We start from the raw sequence: 16,347 nt of genomic DNA on the forward strand, positions 1-16,347 counted from the left end.
TGCCACAGGCCAGCGCTGCCGCGCCGCGCATTCGCGTCCGAAATTGACGCTTTTCGGCCCCGGCCGAGGCGGCTGCCGCATATTCGGGCAAGGTCTTGACGAGCCCATGAACAGGGGCTTGGGCGCGATTCCATCGCAACACTCCCCAAGCTTGCCCACAGGCGCTGTGGGCAACGCCGACCTAGATACGCGCGCCTGCCGCCCCGCCCGGGGCGCGTGCCGCACAAGGTGAATGGTGGGCAAGTGCGACCCGCCGTCAGGAGCCCCCCCATCGCCTCCCTATACTGGGCCGCCCCGTCCAAGCCGACTGGGCAGACCCCGAGCTTTCAAGCCAAACGATCCCTATCCGCGGAGTCCATTGATGCGACTGAGAACCACCTCTTACCTGATTGCTGCTGCCCTGGGCAGCCTGGCCCTCTACCCTGCCGCCTGGGCGCAAACCAGCGCGGCGCCGGCCGCTGCGGCCGCCCCTGCCCCGCAGGCTCAGAAGACGCAGAAGCATGCAGCGGTGGAAGGCATCACCGAGTACCGCCTGACCAACGGCCTGCGCGTGCTGCTGGCCCCCGACGCCTCCAAGCCCACCACCACGGTCAACATCACCTATCTGGTCGGCAGCCGCCACGAGAACTATGGCGAGACCGGCATGGCCCATCTGCTGGAACATATGGTGTTCAAGGGCACGCCCACGCGCGGCAACATCATGCAAGAGCTGGGCAAGCGCGGCATGCAGTTCAACGGCACGACTTTTTACGACCGTACCAACTACTTCGAGACCTTCCCGGCCAGCGATGAAAACCTGACTTGGGCGCTGGAGATGGAAGCCGACCGCATGGTCAACAGCCATGTCGCCCGCAAGGATCTGGAGACCGAGTTCTCCGTCGTGCGCAATGAGATGGAGTCGGGCGAGAACAACCCGCAGCGCTCGCTGTGGCAGGCCATGGCCGCGGCCGCCTACGACTGGCACAACTACGGCAAGAGCACCATAGGCGCGCGCAGCGACGTCGAGGGCGTCAAGATCGAGAATCTGCAAGCCTTCTACCGCGCCCACTACCAGCCCGATAACGCGGTGCTGCTGGTGTCCGGCAAATTCGATGCGGCCAAGACCCTGGCCCAGATCGAGCAGGTGTTCGGCGCCATCCCGCGCCCGGCGCGCCAGCTGCAGCCCACCTACACCCTGGACCCGGTGCAGAACGGTGCCCGCGAGGTCAGCGTCAACCGCGTCGGCGACACCCAGCTGGCCGCCGTGCTCTACCACACGCCCGCGGCCAGCCATGCCGATTCGGCCGCCGTGGCCGCCCTGGCCGAGATCCTCGGCAACTCGCCCAATGGCCGTCTGCACAAGCTGCTGGTCGAGGGCAAGAAGGCCGTCTCCGTCGCCCCCTGGAACTTCGAACTGGCCGAACCCGGCTACCTGCTCTTCATGGCCGAGCTGGGCAAGGAGCAAAAGCTGCCCGAAGCCCGCAAGGCCTTGCAGGAAGCGCTGGAAAACATCAAGAAGAACCCCATCACCGAGGCCGAACTCAAGCGCGCCAAGGCCAGCTGGCTGAGCGACTTTGACAAGACCTTGAACGACCCGCAACGCCTGGGCGTGCAGCTGTCCGAGTCCATCGCCTCCGGCGACTGGCGCCTGTTCTTCCTGGCCCGTGACCGCATGGAAGCACTGAGCATCAAGGACGTGCAGCGCGTAGCCGAGAACTACTTCAAGGAAAGCAACCGCACCTACGGCCAGTTCGTGCCGACCAAGGCGCCGGACCGCGCCGTGCTGCCCGCGCCGGTCGACGTGGCCAAGCTGGTCGAAGGCTACCAAGGCCGCGCGGCCGTGGCCGAGGGCGAGAACTTCGACGTCAGCCCCGCCAATATCGACAAGCGCACCGTCCGCAGCGCCCTGCCCAATGGCATGAAGCTGGCCCTGACGGCCAAGAAGACCCGCGGCGAGACCGTGCACGGCGTCTTGCGCCTGGACTTCGGCGATGCCAAGAGCCTGTTCGGCCAGGCCAGCACCTCTGGCCTCACCAGCGATCTGCTGAGCCGCGGCACGGCCAAGCTGAGCCGCGCCGAGCTGGCCGCCAAGCTGGACGAGCTGAAGGCCCGCCTGACCGTCTCCGGCAGCGGCCAGAGCGTCAATGTGCAATTCGACACCGTGCGCAAAAACCTGCCGGCCCTGCTGGAGCTGCTGCGCGATGTGCTGCGCACCCCCAGCTTCCCGGCCCAGGAATTCGAGCTGGCGGTGAAGGAAAACCTCACCGCCATCGACGCCCAGCGCAGCGAACCCCAAGCCCTGGCCTCGCAAGCGCTGGCCAAGGCCCGCGACGCCTACCCCAAGGGTGATGTGCGGGCCTTCCAAAGCTTTGACGAAAGCGCGGCCCAGCTGAAAGCCTTGAAGCTGGAGGATGTGAAGCGCTTCTGGAGCCAGTTCTACGGCGCCGACAACGCCAAGCTGGCCCTGGTCGGCGACTTCGACAATGCCGAGGTGCAGGCCCAGCTCAAGACCCTGTTCGGCGACTGGAAGAGCAAGAGCAAATACGCCCGCCTGAGCAGCGAAGCGGCGCAGATCAAGCCCGGCGCCATCCTGCTGGAAACGCCCGACAAGGCCAATGCCTTCTACATCGCCCTGCTGCCGCTGACGCTGAAGGACGACGCCCCCGACTATGTGCCCCTGTCCATCGTCAACAAGGTGCTGGGTGGTGGCGTCAAGTCGCGCCTGCTGGACCGCCTGCGCCAGAAGGAAGGCATCAGCTACGGCGCCGGCAGCCAACTCAGCGCCGGCAGCTTCGAGCCCGTGGGCGCCGAGCTGCTGTTCGCCATCTACGCGCCGCAAAACCTGGAGCGCCTGAAGACCGGCGTCGCCGAGGAGCTGAACCGCCTGGTCAAGGACGGCATCAGCGAGGCCGAGCTGCTTGATGCCAAGAAAGCCCTGCTGGAGCAGTCCAAGATCGGCCGCGCGCAAGACGCCGCCCTGGCCGGCGGCCTGGTCGGCCAGTTGCACACCGGCCGCACCATGGCCTTCTCGGCCGAGCGCGAGGCGCAGATCGAGAAAGTCACGCTGGACGAGGTCAACCAGACCCTGCGCCGCGCCATCAAGCCGGCCCAGTTCCTGCACATCTACGCGGGTGACTTTGCCGGTGCGGCGAAGAAGGCGGCCGAGGCCGCGGCGGCCAAGTAAGAAGCAAGAAAGAAGGCGCGGGGGCGGGCCGCGGCCCGCCCCGCAAGGCTGCACGATGAAACACCTGGCCCTGTTACTGATCCGCGCCTACCAGCGCTGGCTGTCACCGCACAAAGGCTTTGGCTGCGCCTACCGCCTGCACTGCGGCCGAGCCAGCTGCTCGGCCCTGGGCTACCGGGTGATACGCCGCCACGGCTGCTGGTCGGGCCTGGCCCTGCTGCGCCAACGCCTGCGGCTGTGTGGCGTGGCACATCGCCGTTATGGCAGCGTGGCTTCAGCTCGCCTGAGCCATGCCGGGCAGCGCGGGCTGTGCGATCCGGGCTGCGATCTGCCCTGCGATCTTCCGGGCGGACATAGCTCCTGCGGTGTCTGCGATGCCTTCAGTTGCTTCGACTGCTGCGATTGGCCCAGCCGCAAAAAGTATCGAAGCCAAAGCCCGCGCGAGCGCTGGGCGGAACGGCGCCGGCACTTGCCGCCGAAGCGCCCCTTGCCCTAACTCCAGATCCGATAGGCCACTCCAAGGGACAGACTTTGGACAAGGCCTATCAACTACCCGATGAATCATGGCCGATCGCCCTGACTTGCTCGACTATGTGCTGTTCTTCGAAACGGAGCCTGAGTGGGTCCACTCCGAAGGCTGGTACTACGGCGCCAGATTCAGCACCCAGCGGGGCATGGACAGAATCATTGCCACCATCGCGCCGGATGAGGCGGAGTTCTCGTTCGAATGGTGGCAGGGGGAGCTGTTGCGAGTGCGCCTGAGCTCGGTGATGGCAAGCGGCTGGGAAATCGAATCAAGCGCTGCCAAGGAGCTGTTGCGTGTGTCCTTCAACGATGAACGAGTCAAGTTCTGCGAACTGCAACTCAAACCCCATGTCCGGGTCGAATGGGGAATGAGCTGGTGAAAGCCCCGCCCTAACTCCAGATCCGATAGGCCCAGAACGCCTCCTGCGTTTCGATGCGCTGGCGCAAGGCCTCGGGGCTGAAGCCGGTGACGCGGCGGGTCTCGCGGCAGAGATGGGCCTGGTCGGCATAGCCGGAGGCATAGGCCAGATCGGTCCACACCACCTGGCCGCGCTCCAGCGCCTCGCGGACGCGGAAAAAGCTCTGCTCCGCGCGGCTCAGCGATTGCAGCTGGCGCATCGATTGCCCGCTCCACTGCTTGATGCGGCGCTCCACCTGGCGCAGGCTGCGCCCCTTGCCCGCGGCGATGGCGCGCACGGCCAGGGCCTCCATCCAGTCGCGGTAACGCGGTAGCTCATGGCCACCCTCGAGGCGGGCGCGCTGCCAGCGCGGCTGCAAAAAGTCCTCGAAGATTCGCACCCGTGCCGCATCATCGGCGGCCGTCTGCACGGCCGCGGCCATGGCCTGCCAATCGGCGTCCAGGTGCTCGCTCAGCAACAGCACCGAGTCCTGGCATTGCTGCAGGTCCAGGCCGGTCAGCAGCTTGAAGGCATCGGGCATCAGCACCGCGACAAAGCTATGGCCAGGGCCAAAGGTCCGGAACTTGGCGGGCCGGCTGTGCGGGCCGGCCAGAAAGGGCTGCTCGGGCAGGAAGCGCAGGCCGCGCTCCTGTTCGGCCTCTTCCTCGCCCGGCGCGCACAAGACCTCGGCGCACTGGCCCTGCAGAAACCAGCTGATGGTGCAGACCGGCGAGACCGGGAACCAGGTGCTGCGCTGTGCCGGGCTCAGCCCGGGCGCGGCGCGCAGATCACGCACCATAAAGCCGCGCAAGCAAGCGCCCAGGCTCAGGCGCGGCGGGATCAGGCGGGCCAGCGTCAGCGGGTGGATGCAGGGATCCCCCAGATCCACCGGGCCGACAGGGCGTTCGATTTCGGCATGCATGATGACGCCAGTGTAGAAGCATGGCTTGGCCGCGCGGCCATGTCGTTTTCGTTCAAGACAGGCGCCGCCCTGGCGGCCAGGATGGCTGGCATGAACTCGCTCAGCAAAACCAAGACACAGCCCGCCAGGCAAGACCTGCCCCCCGGCCCACCCTGCCGCTTCTTCGGCCTGCCCGAGCTGCGCGCCATGGGGCCGGACTATCTGGGCTTTCTGCAAGCGCAGCAGCGCCAGCATGGTGATGTGGTCTATATGCGGCTGGCGCAGTACCGCGACTACAGCTTCTTCCACCCCGAGCAGGTGCGTGAGCTGCTGGTGGCCGCGCACGAAGGCCTGATCCGCTGGGAGCGCGGCATCGAGTGCATGGCCTCGGCCCATGGCCATAGCGTCTTGATCGCCGAGGGCGAGGCCTGGGCCCGCAAGCGCCGCATGCTGCAGCCGGGTTTTGCCCCCAAGCGGGTCGCGGCCTTCGCCACACTGATGGTGCAGGCCGGCGAAGAGGCCTTGGCGGCCTGGCCCCAGCAGGCCCAAGCCGATATGCCTTTTGAACACGCCATGACTCAGCTGACCATGGACGTTATCTTGCGCACCCTGTTCAGCAGCCATGCGGGGCCGCAAGCCCGCGCGGCCGAGCAGGCCTTGCGCACGCTCAGCGTGATCGCCTATCGCGAGATGTTCTGGCCCGCCAGCGCGCCGCTATGGGCCCCGTGGAAAGCGCCCAAGCGCCGCGCCTTGAAGGTCTTGAACCAGTTGATCGAAGGCCAGATTGCGGCGCGCCGCGCCCATATCGCCGCCGGCGGCGCAGACAAGCCCGACCTGCTCGATATGCTGCTCAAGCTGCAGGACGAAAACGGCCAGCCCCTGAGCGATAGCGAGCTGCGCGACGAATGCATGACCACCTTTCTGGCCGGCCACGAAACCAGCGCCGGCGCCCTGACCTGGTGGGGTTGGTGCATGGCCACCCACCCTGAGGCCGCCGCGCAGGCAGCGGCCGAAGTCGACGCCCAGTTGGGCGGCCGCAAGCCCGGCGTCGAAGACATCGCTCAACTGCCCTTTCTGGGCCAGACCATCAAGGAGGCCTTGCGTCTCTACCCGCCCGCACCGGCCTTGCTGACCCGCAAGAGCACGAAAGCGATGGACATCGCGGGTTGGCACTTGCCTGCGGGCAGCATGCTGCGCATCACGCCCTATCTGATGCACCGCGATGCGCGCTGGTTCCCCGCGCCCGAGGCCTTCAGGCCCGAACGCTTCGGCCCCGCGGCGGCCGAGATCCCGCGGGGTGCCTATCTGCCCTTCGGCGCCGGGCCGCGGGTCTGCCTGGGCCAGCATTTCGCGCTGACCGAGATCACGCTGATCGCCGCGCTGCTGCTGCAGCGCTATCGGCTAGTGCCCGTGCCCGGCAGCGAGCCACCCCGGCCCACGCTCAATATCACGTTGCGGCCGCATCAGCCGCTGCGGCTGCGGCTGATCAAACGCGCCTGATCTTGTAGCGCCAGGCCAGGGCCAGCAAGGCCAGCAGGCAAAAGCCGGCGCCGGCGTAAAAGCTGCTGGCGGCGCCAAAAGCGTCCCACAGCCAACCCGCCGCAGCGCTGGCCAGTAACAGCGCCAGGCCACAGACCAGATTGAAGAAGCCGTAGGCCGTGCCGCGCAGATCGGCCGGGGCGGTGTCGGCCACCAGGGTCGCCAGCAGGCCCTGGGTCATGCCCAGATGCAGACCCCACAGGCCCACGCCCAACAGCAGCGAAGCCCAGTGCTGGCTGGCGGCCAGCACCAGATCGGCCAGCGCCAGGACCAGCAGCCCCAGGGCCAGCAGGGCCGGCTTGCTGATGCGATCCGAGAGCTTGCCAAAAGGGTAGGCCGAGGCCGCGTACACCGCATTCATGGCCACCATCACCAAGGGCACCCAGGCCAGGCCCACGCCGACCTGCTGGGCCTTGAGCACCAGAAAGGCTTCGCTGAAGCGGGCCAGGGTGAACAGGGCCGCGATCAGCACCACCGCCCAGAACGCGGGGCTCAGGCGGCGCAGGTTTTCGCGCCGAATGGGATTGACGCGCGCCGGCTTCCCGGTGGCATCCGGCTCTCTCACACCCAGGGCCAGCAGGGCGACGGACAGCAGGCCAGGGATCAGCGCCACCCAGAACACGGCACGAAAATCATTCGCCCACAGCAGCATCAGGCCCACGGCGATCAAAGGCCCCAGAAAAGCGCCCACGGTGTCCAGCGATTGGCGCAGGCCGAAGGCCGCGCCGCGCAGCTCGGCCGGCGCCAGGTCGGCCACCAGGGCATCGCGAGGCGCGCCGCGTACACCCTTGCCCACCCGGTCGATCAGGCGGGCCGACACCAAAAGGCCCAGGCCGCCGGAAACGGCGAACAAGGGCTTGCTGAGCGCTCCCAGGCCATAACCCAGCAAGGCCAGGCCTTTGCGGCGGCCCAGATAGTCGCTCAGGGCACCGGAGAACACCTTGACGATCAGGGCCGTGGCCTCGGCCAGGCCCTCGATCAGGCCCACGGTCAGGGCGCTGGCCCCCAGGCTGCCCACCATGAACAGGGGCAGCAGGCTGTGGATCATCTCGGACGAGATGTCCATCAAGAGGCTGACAAAGCCCAGCGCCCAGACCCCGCCGGGGATCTTGCGCAGGGTGGTGAAGCGGCTCACGTGAACTTACCGCAGCAGCTGAGCGGCGTGGTGGCGCAGATGGTCTTCCATAAAGCTGGCGATGAAGTAGTAGCCGTGGTCATAGCCCTTGTGCCAGCGCATCGTGACCGGCTGGTCCACAGACTTGCAGGCGGCCTCGAAGACCTCGGGCAGCAGCTGCATCTCCAGCAGGAATTTGTCCGACATGCCCTGGTCGATCAGGATGCCTGCAGGGAAGGGTGGGCGGGTCTGGCGCTTCATCAGCTCGCTGGCGTCATGTTCGGCCCAGGTGTTGGTATCCGCCCCCAGATAGCCGCCGAAGGCCTTCTTGCCCCAGGCGCATTGACTGGGCGCGGCGATGGGCGCAAACGCCGAGACCGAGCGGAACAATTGCGGATGGCGCAGGGCCAGCGTCAAGGCCCCGTGGCCGCCCATGGAGTGGCCGAAGATACCCACCCGCTCGGCCGGCAGGCCCAGCTCCGCCAGGACCTCGGGCAGCAGCTCCTCGGTCAGATAGCTCTCCATGCGCCAGTGCCGGGCCCAGGGCTGCTGCGTGGCGTCGAGATAGAAGCCGGCGCCGACGCCGAAGTCCCAGCTCTCGGCCTCGCCGGGCAGATTGGCACCGCGCGGGCTGGTGTCGGGCATCAGCAGCGCCAGGCCCAGCTCGGCCGCCACCCGCTGGGCGCCGGCCTTGATGGTGAAGGTCTCTTCGCTACAGGTCAGGCCGGCCAGAAAGACCAGCAAACCCTTGGCCTCGGGCGGCACAAACAAGGCGTAGCGCATGGGCAGGCCGATCTCGGCCGACTCATGGCGGCAGAACAGCTGCTGGCCGCCAAAACAAGTGTGGCTGGACAGGATTTCCATGATCAGAACTCCACCACCGAGCGGATGGACTCGCCGCGCTTCATCAGCTCGAAGCCTTCGTTGATCTGTTCCAGCTTGAGCTTGTGGGTGATCAACTCGTCGATCTTGAGCTTGCCGTCCATATACCAGTCGACGATCTTGGGCACGTCCGTGCGGCCGCGCGCGCCGCCGAAGGCACTGCCCTCCCATTTGCGGCCGGTCACCAGTTGGAAGGGGCGGGTGCTGATCTCGGCACCGGCCTCGGCCACACCGATGATGATGGAACGGCCCCAGCCCTTGTGCGTGCACTCCAGCGCCTCGCGCATGACCTGGGTATTGCCTATGCACTCGAAGGAATAGTCGGCCCCGCCATCGGTCAGCTGAACGATGGCGTCCACCACATTCGCATGCTCCTTGGGGTTGATGAAGTGGGTCATGCCGAAGTCGCGCGCCATCTTCTCGCGTGCCGGGTTCAGGTCCACGCCGATGATTTTGTCGGCGCCCACCATCTTGGCGCCTTGGATCACGTTCAGGCCGATGCCGCCCAGGCCGAACACCACCACATTGGCGCCCGCCTCCACCTTGGCGGTGAACAGCACCGCACCCACGCCGGTGGTGACGCCGCAGCCGATATAGCAGACCTTGTCAAAGGGCGCGTCCGCGCGGATCTTGGCCAGGGCGATGCCGGGCACGACGATGTGGTTGGCAAAGGTCGAGGTGCCCATGTAGTGGAAGATGGGCTGGCCGGCGATGGAGAAGCGCGAGCTGCCGTCGGGCATCAAGCCCTTGCCCTGGGTCGGGCGGATGGCCTGGCAGAGATTGGTCTTGCGCGAGAGGCAGAACTTGCACTGGCGGCATTCGGGTGTGTAGAGCGGGATCACATGGTCGCCGGGCTTGAGCCAGCTCACGCCCTCGCCCACCTCCAGCACGATGCCCGCACCCTCATGGCCCAGGATGGCGGGGAAGATGCCTTCCGGGTCGGCGCCGGAGAGGGTGTAGTAATCGGTATGGCAGATGCCGGTGGCCTTGACCTCCACCAGCACCTCGCCGGCGCGCGGGCCCTCGAGCTGGACGTCTTCGATCGTCAAGGGGGCACCGGCCTTCCAGGCCACGGCTGCGCGGGTTTTGATCATGCGTTGACTCCGGAGGTGTTCAAAAGAGGGGATGGGGGGCAGCATAAACGCGGGCCGGCCGCTCTCAAGCCAGCAAGGCCCGCTCCAGCGCGTCGACAAACATCTTGGCCACGTCGAAGCCGGTCTGATCGGTGATCTCCTGGAAGCAGGTGGGGCTGGTGACATTGATCTCGGTGAGGCTGCCGCCTATCACGTCCAGGCCCACCAGCAGCAGGCCGCGCGCGGCCAGGACGGGGCCCAGGGCCGCGGCGATTTCGCGGTCGCGCTCGCTGATGGGCTGGGCCACCCCCTTGCCACCGGCGGCCAGATTGCCGCGCACCTCGCCGCCCTGCGGAATGCGCGCCAGGCAAAAAGGCACGGCCTCGCCGCCGATCACCAGCACGCGCTTGTCGCCCTGCAGGATCTCGGGCAGATAGCGCTGCACCATCACGGTCTCGGCGCCATTCTTGTTGAGGGTCTCGATGATGGAGCCCAGGTTCAGGCCGTCGGCGCCGACACGGAAGATGCCCGCCCCGCCCATGCCGTCCAGGGGTTTGAGGATGATGTCACGGTGCTCGGCATGGAAGGCGCGTATCACCTCGGCGGAGCGCGTCACCAGGGTCGGCGGGCAGAACTGCGGGAACTCCATCAGCGCCAGCTTCTCCGGGTGCTCGCGCAAGGCCGCGGGCTTGTTGAAGACGCGCGCGCCCTCGCGCTCGGCCTGGCCCAGCAGATGGGTGGCGTAGAAGTACTCGCTGTCGAAAGGCGGGTCCTTGCGCATCAGCACGGCGCCGGTTTCGGCCAGCACCAGCTCCTGCGTCGCGAGCACGGTGAACCAGTCCTTGGCGTCGCCTGTCAGCGCCAGCGCTCGGGCCTTGCGCGCCACCACGCGCCCGCCGGAGCGCCAGACCAGATCGCCCACCTCGCAGGCCCAGATCTCATGGCCGCGCTTGGCGGCCTCGCGCATCATGGCGAAAGTGCTGTCCTTGTGGGTCTTGAAGGTCTCGATGGGGTCGGCGACGAAGAGCAGAATCATGGCGTTTGGGTTTCTCAAGTTTGCAAATTTCAGCGGCTGCGCAAGTGTTGCACCAATAGCGCCACCGTGCCCGCCACCACGCCCCAGAAGGCCGAGCCTATGCCCAGCAGAGTCAGGCCCGAGAGCGTGACCAGAAAGGTCAGCATGGCGGCGTCGCGGTGCTTGGCCTCGGCCAGGGCGCTGCTCAGGCCGCCGGCAATGGTGCCCAGCAAGGCCAGGCCGGCGATGGCCGCGACCAGCTCGCGCGGGAAGGCCGCCAGCAGGCCCACGACGGCACCACCGGCCAGGCCCAGGGCGATGTAGAACAGGCCGGCACAAGCCGCGGCCAGATAGCGGCGCTGCGGGTCTTCATGCGCCTCGCGGCCCATGCAGATGGCGGCGGTGATGGCGGCCAGATTGAAGGCATAGCCGCCAAAAGGTGCCAGCACCAGGCCAGCAAGACCGGTCACCGTGATGCTGCGTGAAACCGGCGTTTGGTAGCCCGAGGCGCGCTGGGCGGCCACGCCGGGCAGATTCTGCGAGGCCATGGTGACCAGAAACAGCGGCAGGGCCACGCCGATCAAGGCGGCCAGGCTGAAGGCGGGCGTGGTCCAGACCGGCTGGGCCCAGGCCCAGTCCACCGCGCCCAAGTGCAAACGGCCCTGCAGCGCCGCCACCACCACGCCCACGGCCAGCACGCCGGGCACGGCATAGCGCGGCCACCAGCGCTTGCCCAGCAGATAGGCCAGGGCCATGGCCAGCACCAGCAGGGGCGCCGTGCCCAGCGTCAACACGGCGTCCAATCCAAAACGAGCGAGAACACCGGCCAGCAAGGCCGAGGCCACGGCCAGGGGAATGCGGTCCATCAGGCGCTCGAACCAGCCGGTGATGCCGAACAGGACGATCAAGGCGCTGCTGACCAGGAAGGCGCCGATGGCCTGCGCCATGGGCAGGCCGGCGGTGGCCGCGATCAAGGCCGCGCCGGGGGTGGACCAGGCCGTCAGCACCGGTTGGCGGCTCCACAACGACAGACCCAGGCTGGTGACGCCCATGCCCAGGCCCAGGGCCCACATCCAGGAGCTGCTCTGGGCGGGCGTGGCGCCCAGGGCCTGGGCGGCCTGGAAGACGATGGCCACCGAACTGGTGAAGCCCACCAGCACGGCCACAAAGCCGGCGACCACGGCGGAGATGGAAAGCTCGCTGAGCCAAGTCTTGTGCGCTGTCATGGCAGGCAGCATAACCAAGGCCCGCGAAACGGACTGCGCGAGGGGCAATCGGAGGTGATTCGTGAAAAAGGTCGAGAAGCGGCCGAAACATCGCATTTCTACGGAGTCAGCGGCTGCCAACTCGCGCGCAAACTGGGGCCATGTGCCGTTTCCTCGCCTATCTGGGTCCGTCCATTTTTCTGGATGAGTTGGTTTGTACGCCGCGCCATTCCCTGGTGCGGCAATCGCTGCGGGCCGATGAGGCCAAGGCCGTCACCAATGGCGATGGCTTCGGCATCGGCTGGTACGGCGAGCGCGAGCACCCGGGCATCTACCGCGAGGTGATGCCGGCCTGGTCGGACGAGAACCTGCTGGCCTTGTGCGGCAATGTGCGCTCCGGCCTCTTCTTCGCCCATGTGCGCGCCGCCACCGGCACCGGCATCGCGCGGCAGAACTGCCACCCCTTCCACTACGGCCCCTATCTCTTCATGCATAACGGCCAGATCGGTGGCTACGGCCAGCTGCGCCGCAGCCTGGAGTCGCGCCTGCCCGACCACCTCTACGCCCACCGCAAGGGCGCGACGGATTCCGAGCTGCTCTTCCTGATGATCGTCAACCACATCGAGAGGGGTGAGACGATCGCCCAGGCGGTCAGCCAGGTCCTGCACGAAACCCAGGCCATGATGCAGGTGCTGCGCATCAGCCAGCCGCTGCGCTTCTCCGCCGCGCTGGCCGACGGCAAGGCCGTCCACGCCTTCCGCTTCTCCAGCGATCTGCATGCGCCCACGCTGTATCTGCACCGCCACGGCGAGCAGGGTCAGGTGATCGCCTCCGAGCCGCTGGAAGACGGCCACGAGGGCTGGGAGCTGATCCCGCAGGGCACGCTGGTGCATCTGACGGCCGAGGGCTGGCGCAGCGAGGATCTGGGCTGAGATTGCCTATCATCCTGAAAAGTTCCGCAACAAGGGATGCCATGCGACCGTCCATCGTGCTTGAGATGAAACGAGCTGCCGTACGCGAAACGGTGGGCCGCTTCCCCGCCGTGAACCCGCGCGTCTTCGGCTCGGTGCTGCATGGCACCGACCAGGACGGCAGCGACCTTGATCTATTGGTCGACGCCCTGCCCGGCGCGACCCTGCTGGACCTGGGCGGCCTGCAAGTCGAGCTGGAGTCACTGCTCGGCCTCTCTGTCGATCTGCTCACACCCGGCGACCTGCCGCCAAAGTTCCGGGCCCAGGTGCTCGCGGAAGCGCAGCCCGTATGAGCGACAGCCGCTTGGCCGACTATCTCGGCCATATGCAACAGGCAGCAAGCGATGCATGCTGCTTTGTGGAAGGCCTGGCCAAGGAAGATTTCCTCAGGGACAAGCGAACCCAGCAAGCCGTCATCATGAGTCTGGTCATCATTGGCGAGGCCGCCACGAAAGTGATGGAGAGTCATGACGAGTTCGTCCAGTCCCATGCGCAAGTGCCGTGGCGCAATATGCGTGGCATGCGCAACCGCATCGCCCACGGCTACTTCGACATCAACCTCGATGTGGTGTGGGACACCGTGCAAGCAGCACTACCCAACTTGCTCAAGCAACTGCCCGTCCTGCGCCGGGATGCCGACGCGGCGTCCTGACAGGAAGTTCAAGCCCACCGGCAATTCAGGGGGCATAAGCACTGGCCTTGAGCAGCGCTGCCAAATCATCGTCCAGGTCGATCAATCGGCGTATTGCGGCAGGCTTGTCGGCGGCACGGGCCACATAGCTTTGAGCGATGCGCATGCCCACCCAGTAGCCGGCCTCGCTGGGCCAGTCTGGCGGCGCGCTGCCGGCGTTGGCAAACCAGCGGTGCCAGGTTTTGCTTGCCGCCGGGTTCATCTCGCCCTGAGCGTCCGTGCCGGCCTTGACCGTCTGTGCATCGCGTAGAAACTCCTGCCAGAGCACCGCCTCGCGCGCCCTGGCCCAGGCACCCCGTTCGGGCATGGGCACCTGGCCGGTGACCAAGCTGGCCAGGTAATCACACAGGCCCTCATTGAGCGCGGCCCAGAGCATGGGATCGCGGCGCTGGGCGGGCGTGGCGTCTTTCTGCCAGGTGTGTACCGTCTCGTGCGCGAAAAAGCCGCGCAGAGTGGTGCGGAACTGTTCGGGCGTCGTGCCCACGGGGCACAAGACCTCCAGGGCCAGGGCCTGGACATGCGTCTCCGCCGAGGCCGTGCCACCCGAGTTTCCCGCACCGAAAATCACCTGGATCTCGGGCAAAGGCCGTTCGGGCTGCAAGCCCGCAAAGGCCAGGTAGATGGCGCGTAAATCGCCGGTCAGGGAAGGCAGCTGCGGCAGGCAATGCTCGATGGCATAGCGGTAATGCTGGCCCCGCCTGGCCACCACACGGGCCAGGTTTTGCGCATCCTGAATGCGGCCGGGCATGAAGACCGCCACACCGGGCCCGGCCTGGTCGAGATAGCCGCGCTGCAACTGCTCGGCACTGGGCCGACCCTCAGCCGCCAGAAACACAGCAGCAAAGCGCTGGGCGTCCTTGGCTTGGATCTCGACAGTCAGCGGGTCGGCCACAGCTCGGGCCTGACCCGTAACGCAAAAACTTAGCAGCACGGACGCCAACAAACGCCGCATGAATCAGATCTCGACCTTGGACCCCAGCTCCACGATGCGGTTGGTGGGCAGGTGCAGGAAGTCGGCGGCCGCCGCGGCATTGCGGTGCATGCTGGCGAACAGCTTCTCGCGCCACAAGGCCATGCCCGAACCTATCGTGGGGATGACGATGTCGCGCGAGAGGAAGTAGCTGGTCTCCATCTCGTCCAGATGCACGCCATGCTGCTTCATCAGCTTCAAGGCCTCGGGCACATCGGGCTCGTTCTTGAAGCCGAAGTTCAGGCTCACCATCCAGCAGTCATTGCCCAGGGGCTCGTAGCGCACCCGCTTGTCGAAGCCGACCCAGGGCACTTCGTGGTGCTTGACGGTGACGAACAGGTTTTGCTCGTGCAGCACCTTGTTGTGCTTGAGGTTGTGCAGCAAGGCATTGGGCGTCACACCGGCCTCAGCGGCCAGGAAGACGGCGGTGCCGGCCACCCGCGTGGGCGGATTGACGAAGATGGCTTCCAGAAAGCTCTTCAGATCGATGGCGTCTTCGCGCAGCTTGTTGCTGAGCTGACGGCGGCCCTGCTTCCAGGTCAGCATCAGCGTGAACATGCCTATGCCTATCATCAGCGGGAACCAGCCACCGGCCAACAGCTTGAGCATATTGGAGGCGAGGAAGGTCAGGTCGATGACGAAGAAGAAGCCGGTGGCCAGCAGGCACAGAGGCAGCGGGTACTTCCAGCCATGGCGGATGACGAAGAAGGTCATCACCGTGGTGATGGTCATATCGATGGTCACCGCGATGCCGTAGGCGCCGGCCAGCTTGCTGGAAGAACCGAACAAGACGACGGCCAGCACGATGAAGACGAACAGGCCCCAGTTGACGAAGGGCACATAGATCTGGCCGGTGTCGCGCACCGAGGTGTGCAGGATGCGCATGCGCGGCAGGATGCCCAGCTGCACCGCCTGCTTGGTGACCGAGAAGGCCGCCGTGATCAGGGCTTGCGAGGCGACGATGGCCGCGCAGGTGGCGAGCAGGAAGAGCGGGATCTCGGCCCAGTCCGGCGCCAGCAGGAAGAAGGGGTTCTTCACGCCCTCGGGGTTGTCCAGCAGCATGGCGCCCTGGCCGAAGTAATTGAGCACCAGGGCGGGCATGACGACGCCGTACCAGGCGATGCGGATGGGCTTGCGGCCGAAATGGCCCAGGTCGGCGTACAGCGCCTCGCCGCCCGTCACCACCAGCACGACGGCGCCCAGGGCCACGAAAGCCACCCATTTGTGCGCCAGGCAAAAGGCCAGGGCATAGGCCGGATTGACGGCCACCAGCACATGGGGGTTGTCCAGGATGTGGGGCAGGCCCAGCGCCGCCAGGGCGCCGAACCACAGCACCATCACCGGCCCGAAGGCCCGGCCTATGCCGCCCGTGCCAAAGCGCTGCACGGCGAACAGGCCGGCCAGCACCAGCAGGGTCAGTGGGAGTATGGCGTCATGGAACTGGGGCTGGTAGACGTCGATGCCTTCTACCGCGCCCAGCACCGTCATGGCCGGGGTGATGACCGCGTCGCCGTAGAAGATGGCGGTGCCGAACAGCCCCACCAGCAGCAGGCCACGCCGCAGCTGCGGCTTGTCGTTCACCGCATTGGTGGCCAGGGCCAGCATGGCGATCAAGCCGCCCTCGCCGTTGTTGTCGGCGCGCAGGATCAGCAGCACATATTTGACGGAGACGATGGTGGTCATCGTCCAGAACAAAAGGGAGAGCACGCCCAGGATGTTGTCGGCCGTAGGGGCTACATGGCCGCCATGGAACACTTCTTTGAGTGCGTAGAGCGGACTGGTGCCGATGTCGCCATAGACAACGCCCAGCGCACCCAGGGTCAAACCGGCCAGGGCCGATTTGGATTGAGGCGTGTTATTGGAACTCACGTGATTGCAGACGGGCCCCGTAGAGCCCGCT

At 66.5% G+C, this 16,347-nt stretch carries 15 protein-coding genes; 7 read left to right on the forward strand and 8 right to left on the reverse strand.

What is annotated here, in order from left to right; all coding sequences use genetic code 11:
* The first annotated feature begins 361 nt into the window (after positions 1–361).
* The 3 genes from HNP55_RS08295 (at position 362) to HNP55_RS08305 (ending at position 4,068) form a co-directional block, all read left to right on the forward strand.
* A complete protein-coding gene (locus HNP55_RS08295; protein WP_184298144.1) occupies positions 362–3,163 on the forward strand; it encodes a M16 family metallopeptidase in 2,802 nt (933 codons plus the stop codon).
* A 55-nt stretch (positions 3,164–3,218) separates the two neighbouring features.
* Positions 3,219–3,659, forward strand: coding sequence for a membrane protein insertion efficiency factor YidD (gene yidD, locus HNP55_RS08300; RefSeq protein ID WP_184298146.1), 441 nt, complete (start codon positions 3,219–3,221; stop codon positions 3,657–3,659).
* A 67-nt stretch (positions 3,660–3,726) separates the two neighbouring features.
* The gene (locus HNP55_RS08305) at positions 3,727–4,068 is read left to right on the forward strand and encodes a hypothetical protein (RefSeq protein ID WP_184298148.1); all 342 of its coding nucleotides are present in this window, start codon (positions 3,727–3,729) and stop codon (positions 4,066–4,068) included.
* 10 nt (positions 4,069–4,078) lie between these two features.
* On the opposite strand, the gene HNP55_RS08310 is transcribed toward HNP55_RS08305, so the two are convergent.
* A complete protein-coding gene (locus HNP55_RS08310) occupies positions 4,079–5,008 on the reverse strand; it encodes a helix-turn-helix domain-containing protein (RefSeq protein WP_184298150.1) in 930 nt (309 codons plus the stop codon).
* A 90-nt stretch (positions 5,009–5,098) separates the two neighbouring features.
* Between HNP55_RS08310 and HNP55_RS08315 the strand changes: the two genes are divergently transcribed.
* Positions 5,099–6,487, forward strand: a complete 1,389-nt coding sequence (locus HNP55_RS08315) for a cytochrome P450 (protein ID WP_184298152.1) — start codon at positions 5,099–5,101, stop codon at positions 6,485–6,487.
* Here the strand turns inward: HNP55_RS08315 and HNP55_RS08320 are convergent.
* The 5 genes from HNP55_RS08320 to HNP55_RS08340 form a co-directional block, all read right to left on the reverse strand.
* The gene (locus tag HNP55_RS08320; RefSeq protein WP_348648679.1) at positions 6,474–7,661 is read right to left on the reverse strand and encodes an MFS transporter; all 1,188 of its coding nucleotides are present in this window, start codon (positions 7,659–7,661) and stop codon (positions 6,474–6,476) included. The two genes, HNP55_RS08315 and HNP55_RS08320, sit on opposite strands and share 14 nt — an antisense overlap.
* A 6-nt stretch (positions 7,662–7,667) precedes the next feature.
* Positions 7,668–8,504 (reverse strand): S-formylglutathione hydrolase, encoded by an 837-nt coding sequence (gene fghA, locus HNP55_RS08325; RefSeq protein ID WP_184298154.1) that lies wholly within the window; start codon positions 8,502–8,504, stop codon positions 7,668–7,670.
* A gap of 2 nt (positions 8,505–8,506) precedes the next feature.
* Positions 8,507–9,613 (reverse strand): S-(hydroxymethyl)glutathione dehydrogenase/class III alcohol dehydrogenase, encoded by a 1,107-nt coding sequence (locus HNP55_RS08330; RefSeq protein ID WP_184298826.1) that lies wholly within the window; start codon positions 9,611–9,613, stop codon positions 8,507–8,509.
* Between the two features lie 67 nt (positions 9,614–9,680).
* Positions 9,681–10,631, reverse strand: a complete 951-nt coding sequence (gene gshB, locus HNP55_RS08335) for a glutathione synthase (RefSeq protein WP_184298156.1) — start codon at positions 10,629–10,631, stop codon at positions 9,681–9,683.
* A 29-nt stretch (positions 10,632–10,660) separates the two neighbouring features.
* Positions 10,661–11,836, reverse strand: coding sequence for a benzoate/H(+) symporter BenE family transporter (locus HNP55_RS08340; RefSeq protein WP_184298158.1), 1,176 nt, complete (start codon positions 11,834–11,836; stop codon positions 10,661–10,663).
* 140 nt (positions 11,837–11,976) lie between these two features.
* On the opposite strand from HNP55_RS08340, the gene HNP55_RS08345 reads away from it, so the two are divergent.
* The 3 genes from HNP55_RS08345 to HNP55_RS08355 are packed head-to-tail and all read left to right on the forward strand — an operon-like array spanning position 11,977 to position 13,438.
* Positions 11,977–12,747, forward strand: coding sequence for a class II glutamine amidotransferase (locus HNP55_RS08345; RefSeq protein ID WP_184298160.1), 771 nt, complete (start codon positions 11,977–11,979; stop codon positions 12,745–12,747).
* A 41-nt stretch (positions 12,748–12,788) separates the two neighbouring features.
* Complete coding sequence (locus HNP55_RS08350; protein WP_184298162.1) at positions 12,789–13,079, forward strand: nucleotidyltransferase family protein; 291 nt, start codon at positions 12,789–12,791, stop codon at positions 13,077–13,079.
* On the forward strand, positions 13,076–13,438 hold the full coding sequence (locus tag HNP55_RS08355; protein ID WP_184298164.1) for a DUF86 domain-containing protein: 363 nt from the start codon (positions 13,076–13,078) through the stop codon (positions 13,436–13,438). The genes HNP55_RS08350 and HNP55_RS08355 overlap by 4 nt, the downstream gene beginning before the upstream one ends.
* A gap of 25 nt (positions 13,439–13,463) precedes the next feature.
* Here HNP55_RS08355 and HNP55_RS08360 read toward each other — a convergent pair whose 3' ends face one another.
* Both HNP55_RS08360 and HNP55_RS08365 read right to left on the reverse strand, forming a co-directional pair.
* Positions 13,464–14,429, reverse strand: coding sequence for a hypothetical protein (locus tag HNP55_RS08360; RefSeq protein WP_184298166.1), 966 nt, complete (start codon positions 14,427–14,429; stop codon positions 13,464–13,466).
* 3 nt (positions 14,430–14,432) lie between these two features.
* Complete coding sequence (locus HNP55_RS08365; protein WP_184298168.1) at positions 14,433–16,316, reverse strand: KUP/HAK/KT family potassium transporter; 1,884 nt, start codon at positions 16,314–16,316, stop codon at positions 14,433–14,435.
* Positions 16,317–16,347 lie beyond the last annotated feature (31 nt).

It is taken from the genome of Roseateles oligotrophus (assembly GCF_014204525.1).
In the GTDB taxonomy this organism is placed as follows: domain Bacteria; phylum Pseudomonadota; class Gammaproteobacteria; order Burkholderiales; family Burkholderiaceae_C; genus Paucibacter_A; species Paucibacter_A oligotrophus_A.

Bases quoted from the DNA above. Each gene is read 5' to 3' on its own strand.
- HNP55_RS08360 (WP_184298166.1), bottom strand. From the start codon at position 14,429: ATGCGGCGTTTGTTGGCGTCCGTGCTGCTAAGTTTTTGCGTTACGGGT.
- fghA (WP_184298154.1), bottom strand. From the start codon at position 8,504: ATGGAAATCCTGTCCAGCCACACTTGTTTTGGCGGCCAGCAGCTGTTC.
- HNP55_RS08340 (WP_184298158.1), bottom strand. From the start codon at position 11,836: ATGACAGCGCACAAGACTTGGCTCAGCGAGCTTTCCATCTCCGCCGTG.
- HNP55_RS08295 (WP_184298144.1), top strand. From the start codon at position 362: ATGCGACTGAGAACCACCTCTTACCTGATTGCTGCTGCCCTGGGCAGC.
- HNP55_RS08310 (WP_184298150.1), bottom strand. From the start codon at position 5,008: ATGCATGCCGAAATCGAACGCCCTGTCGGCCCGGTGGATCTGGGGGAT.
- gshB (WP_184298156.1), bottom strand. From the start codon at position 10,631: ATGATTCTGCTCTTCGTCGCCGACCCCATCGAGACCTTCAAGACCCAC.
- yidD (WP_184298146.1), top strand. From the start codon at position 3,219: ATGAAACACCTGGCCCTGTTACTGATCCGCGCCTACCAGCGCTGGCTG.
- HNP55_RS08345 (WP_184298160.1), top strand. From the start codon at position 11,977: ATGTGCCGTTTCCTCGCCTATCTGGGTCCGTCCATTTTTCTGGATGAG.
- HNP55_RS08350 (WP_184298162.1), top strand. From the start codon at position 12,789: ATGCGACCGTCCATCGTGCTTGAGATGAAACGAGCTGCCGTACGCGAA.
- HNP55_RS08315 (WP_184298152.1), top strand. From the start codon at position 5,099: ATGAACTCGCTCAGCAAAACCAAGACACAGCCCGCCAGGCAAGACCTG.
- HNP55_RS08355 (WP_184298164.1), top strand. From the start codon at position 13,076: ATGAGCGACAGCCGCTTGGCCGACTATCTCGGCCATATGCAACAGGCA.
- HNP55_RS08305 (WP_184298148.1), top strand. From the start codon at position 3,727: ATGGCCGATCGCCCTGACTTGCTCGACTATGTGCTGTTCTTCGAAACG.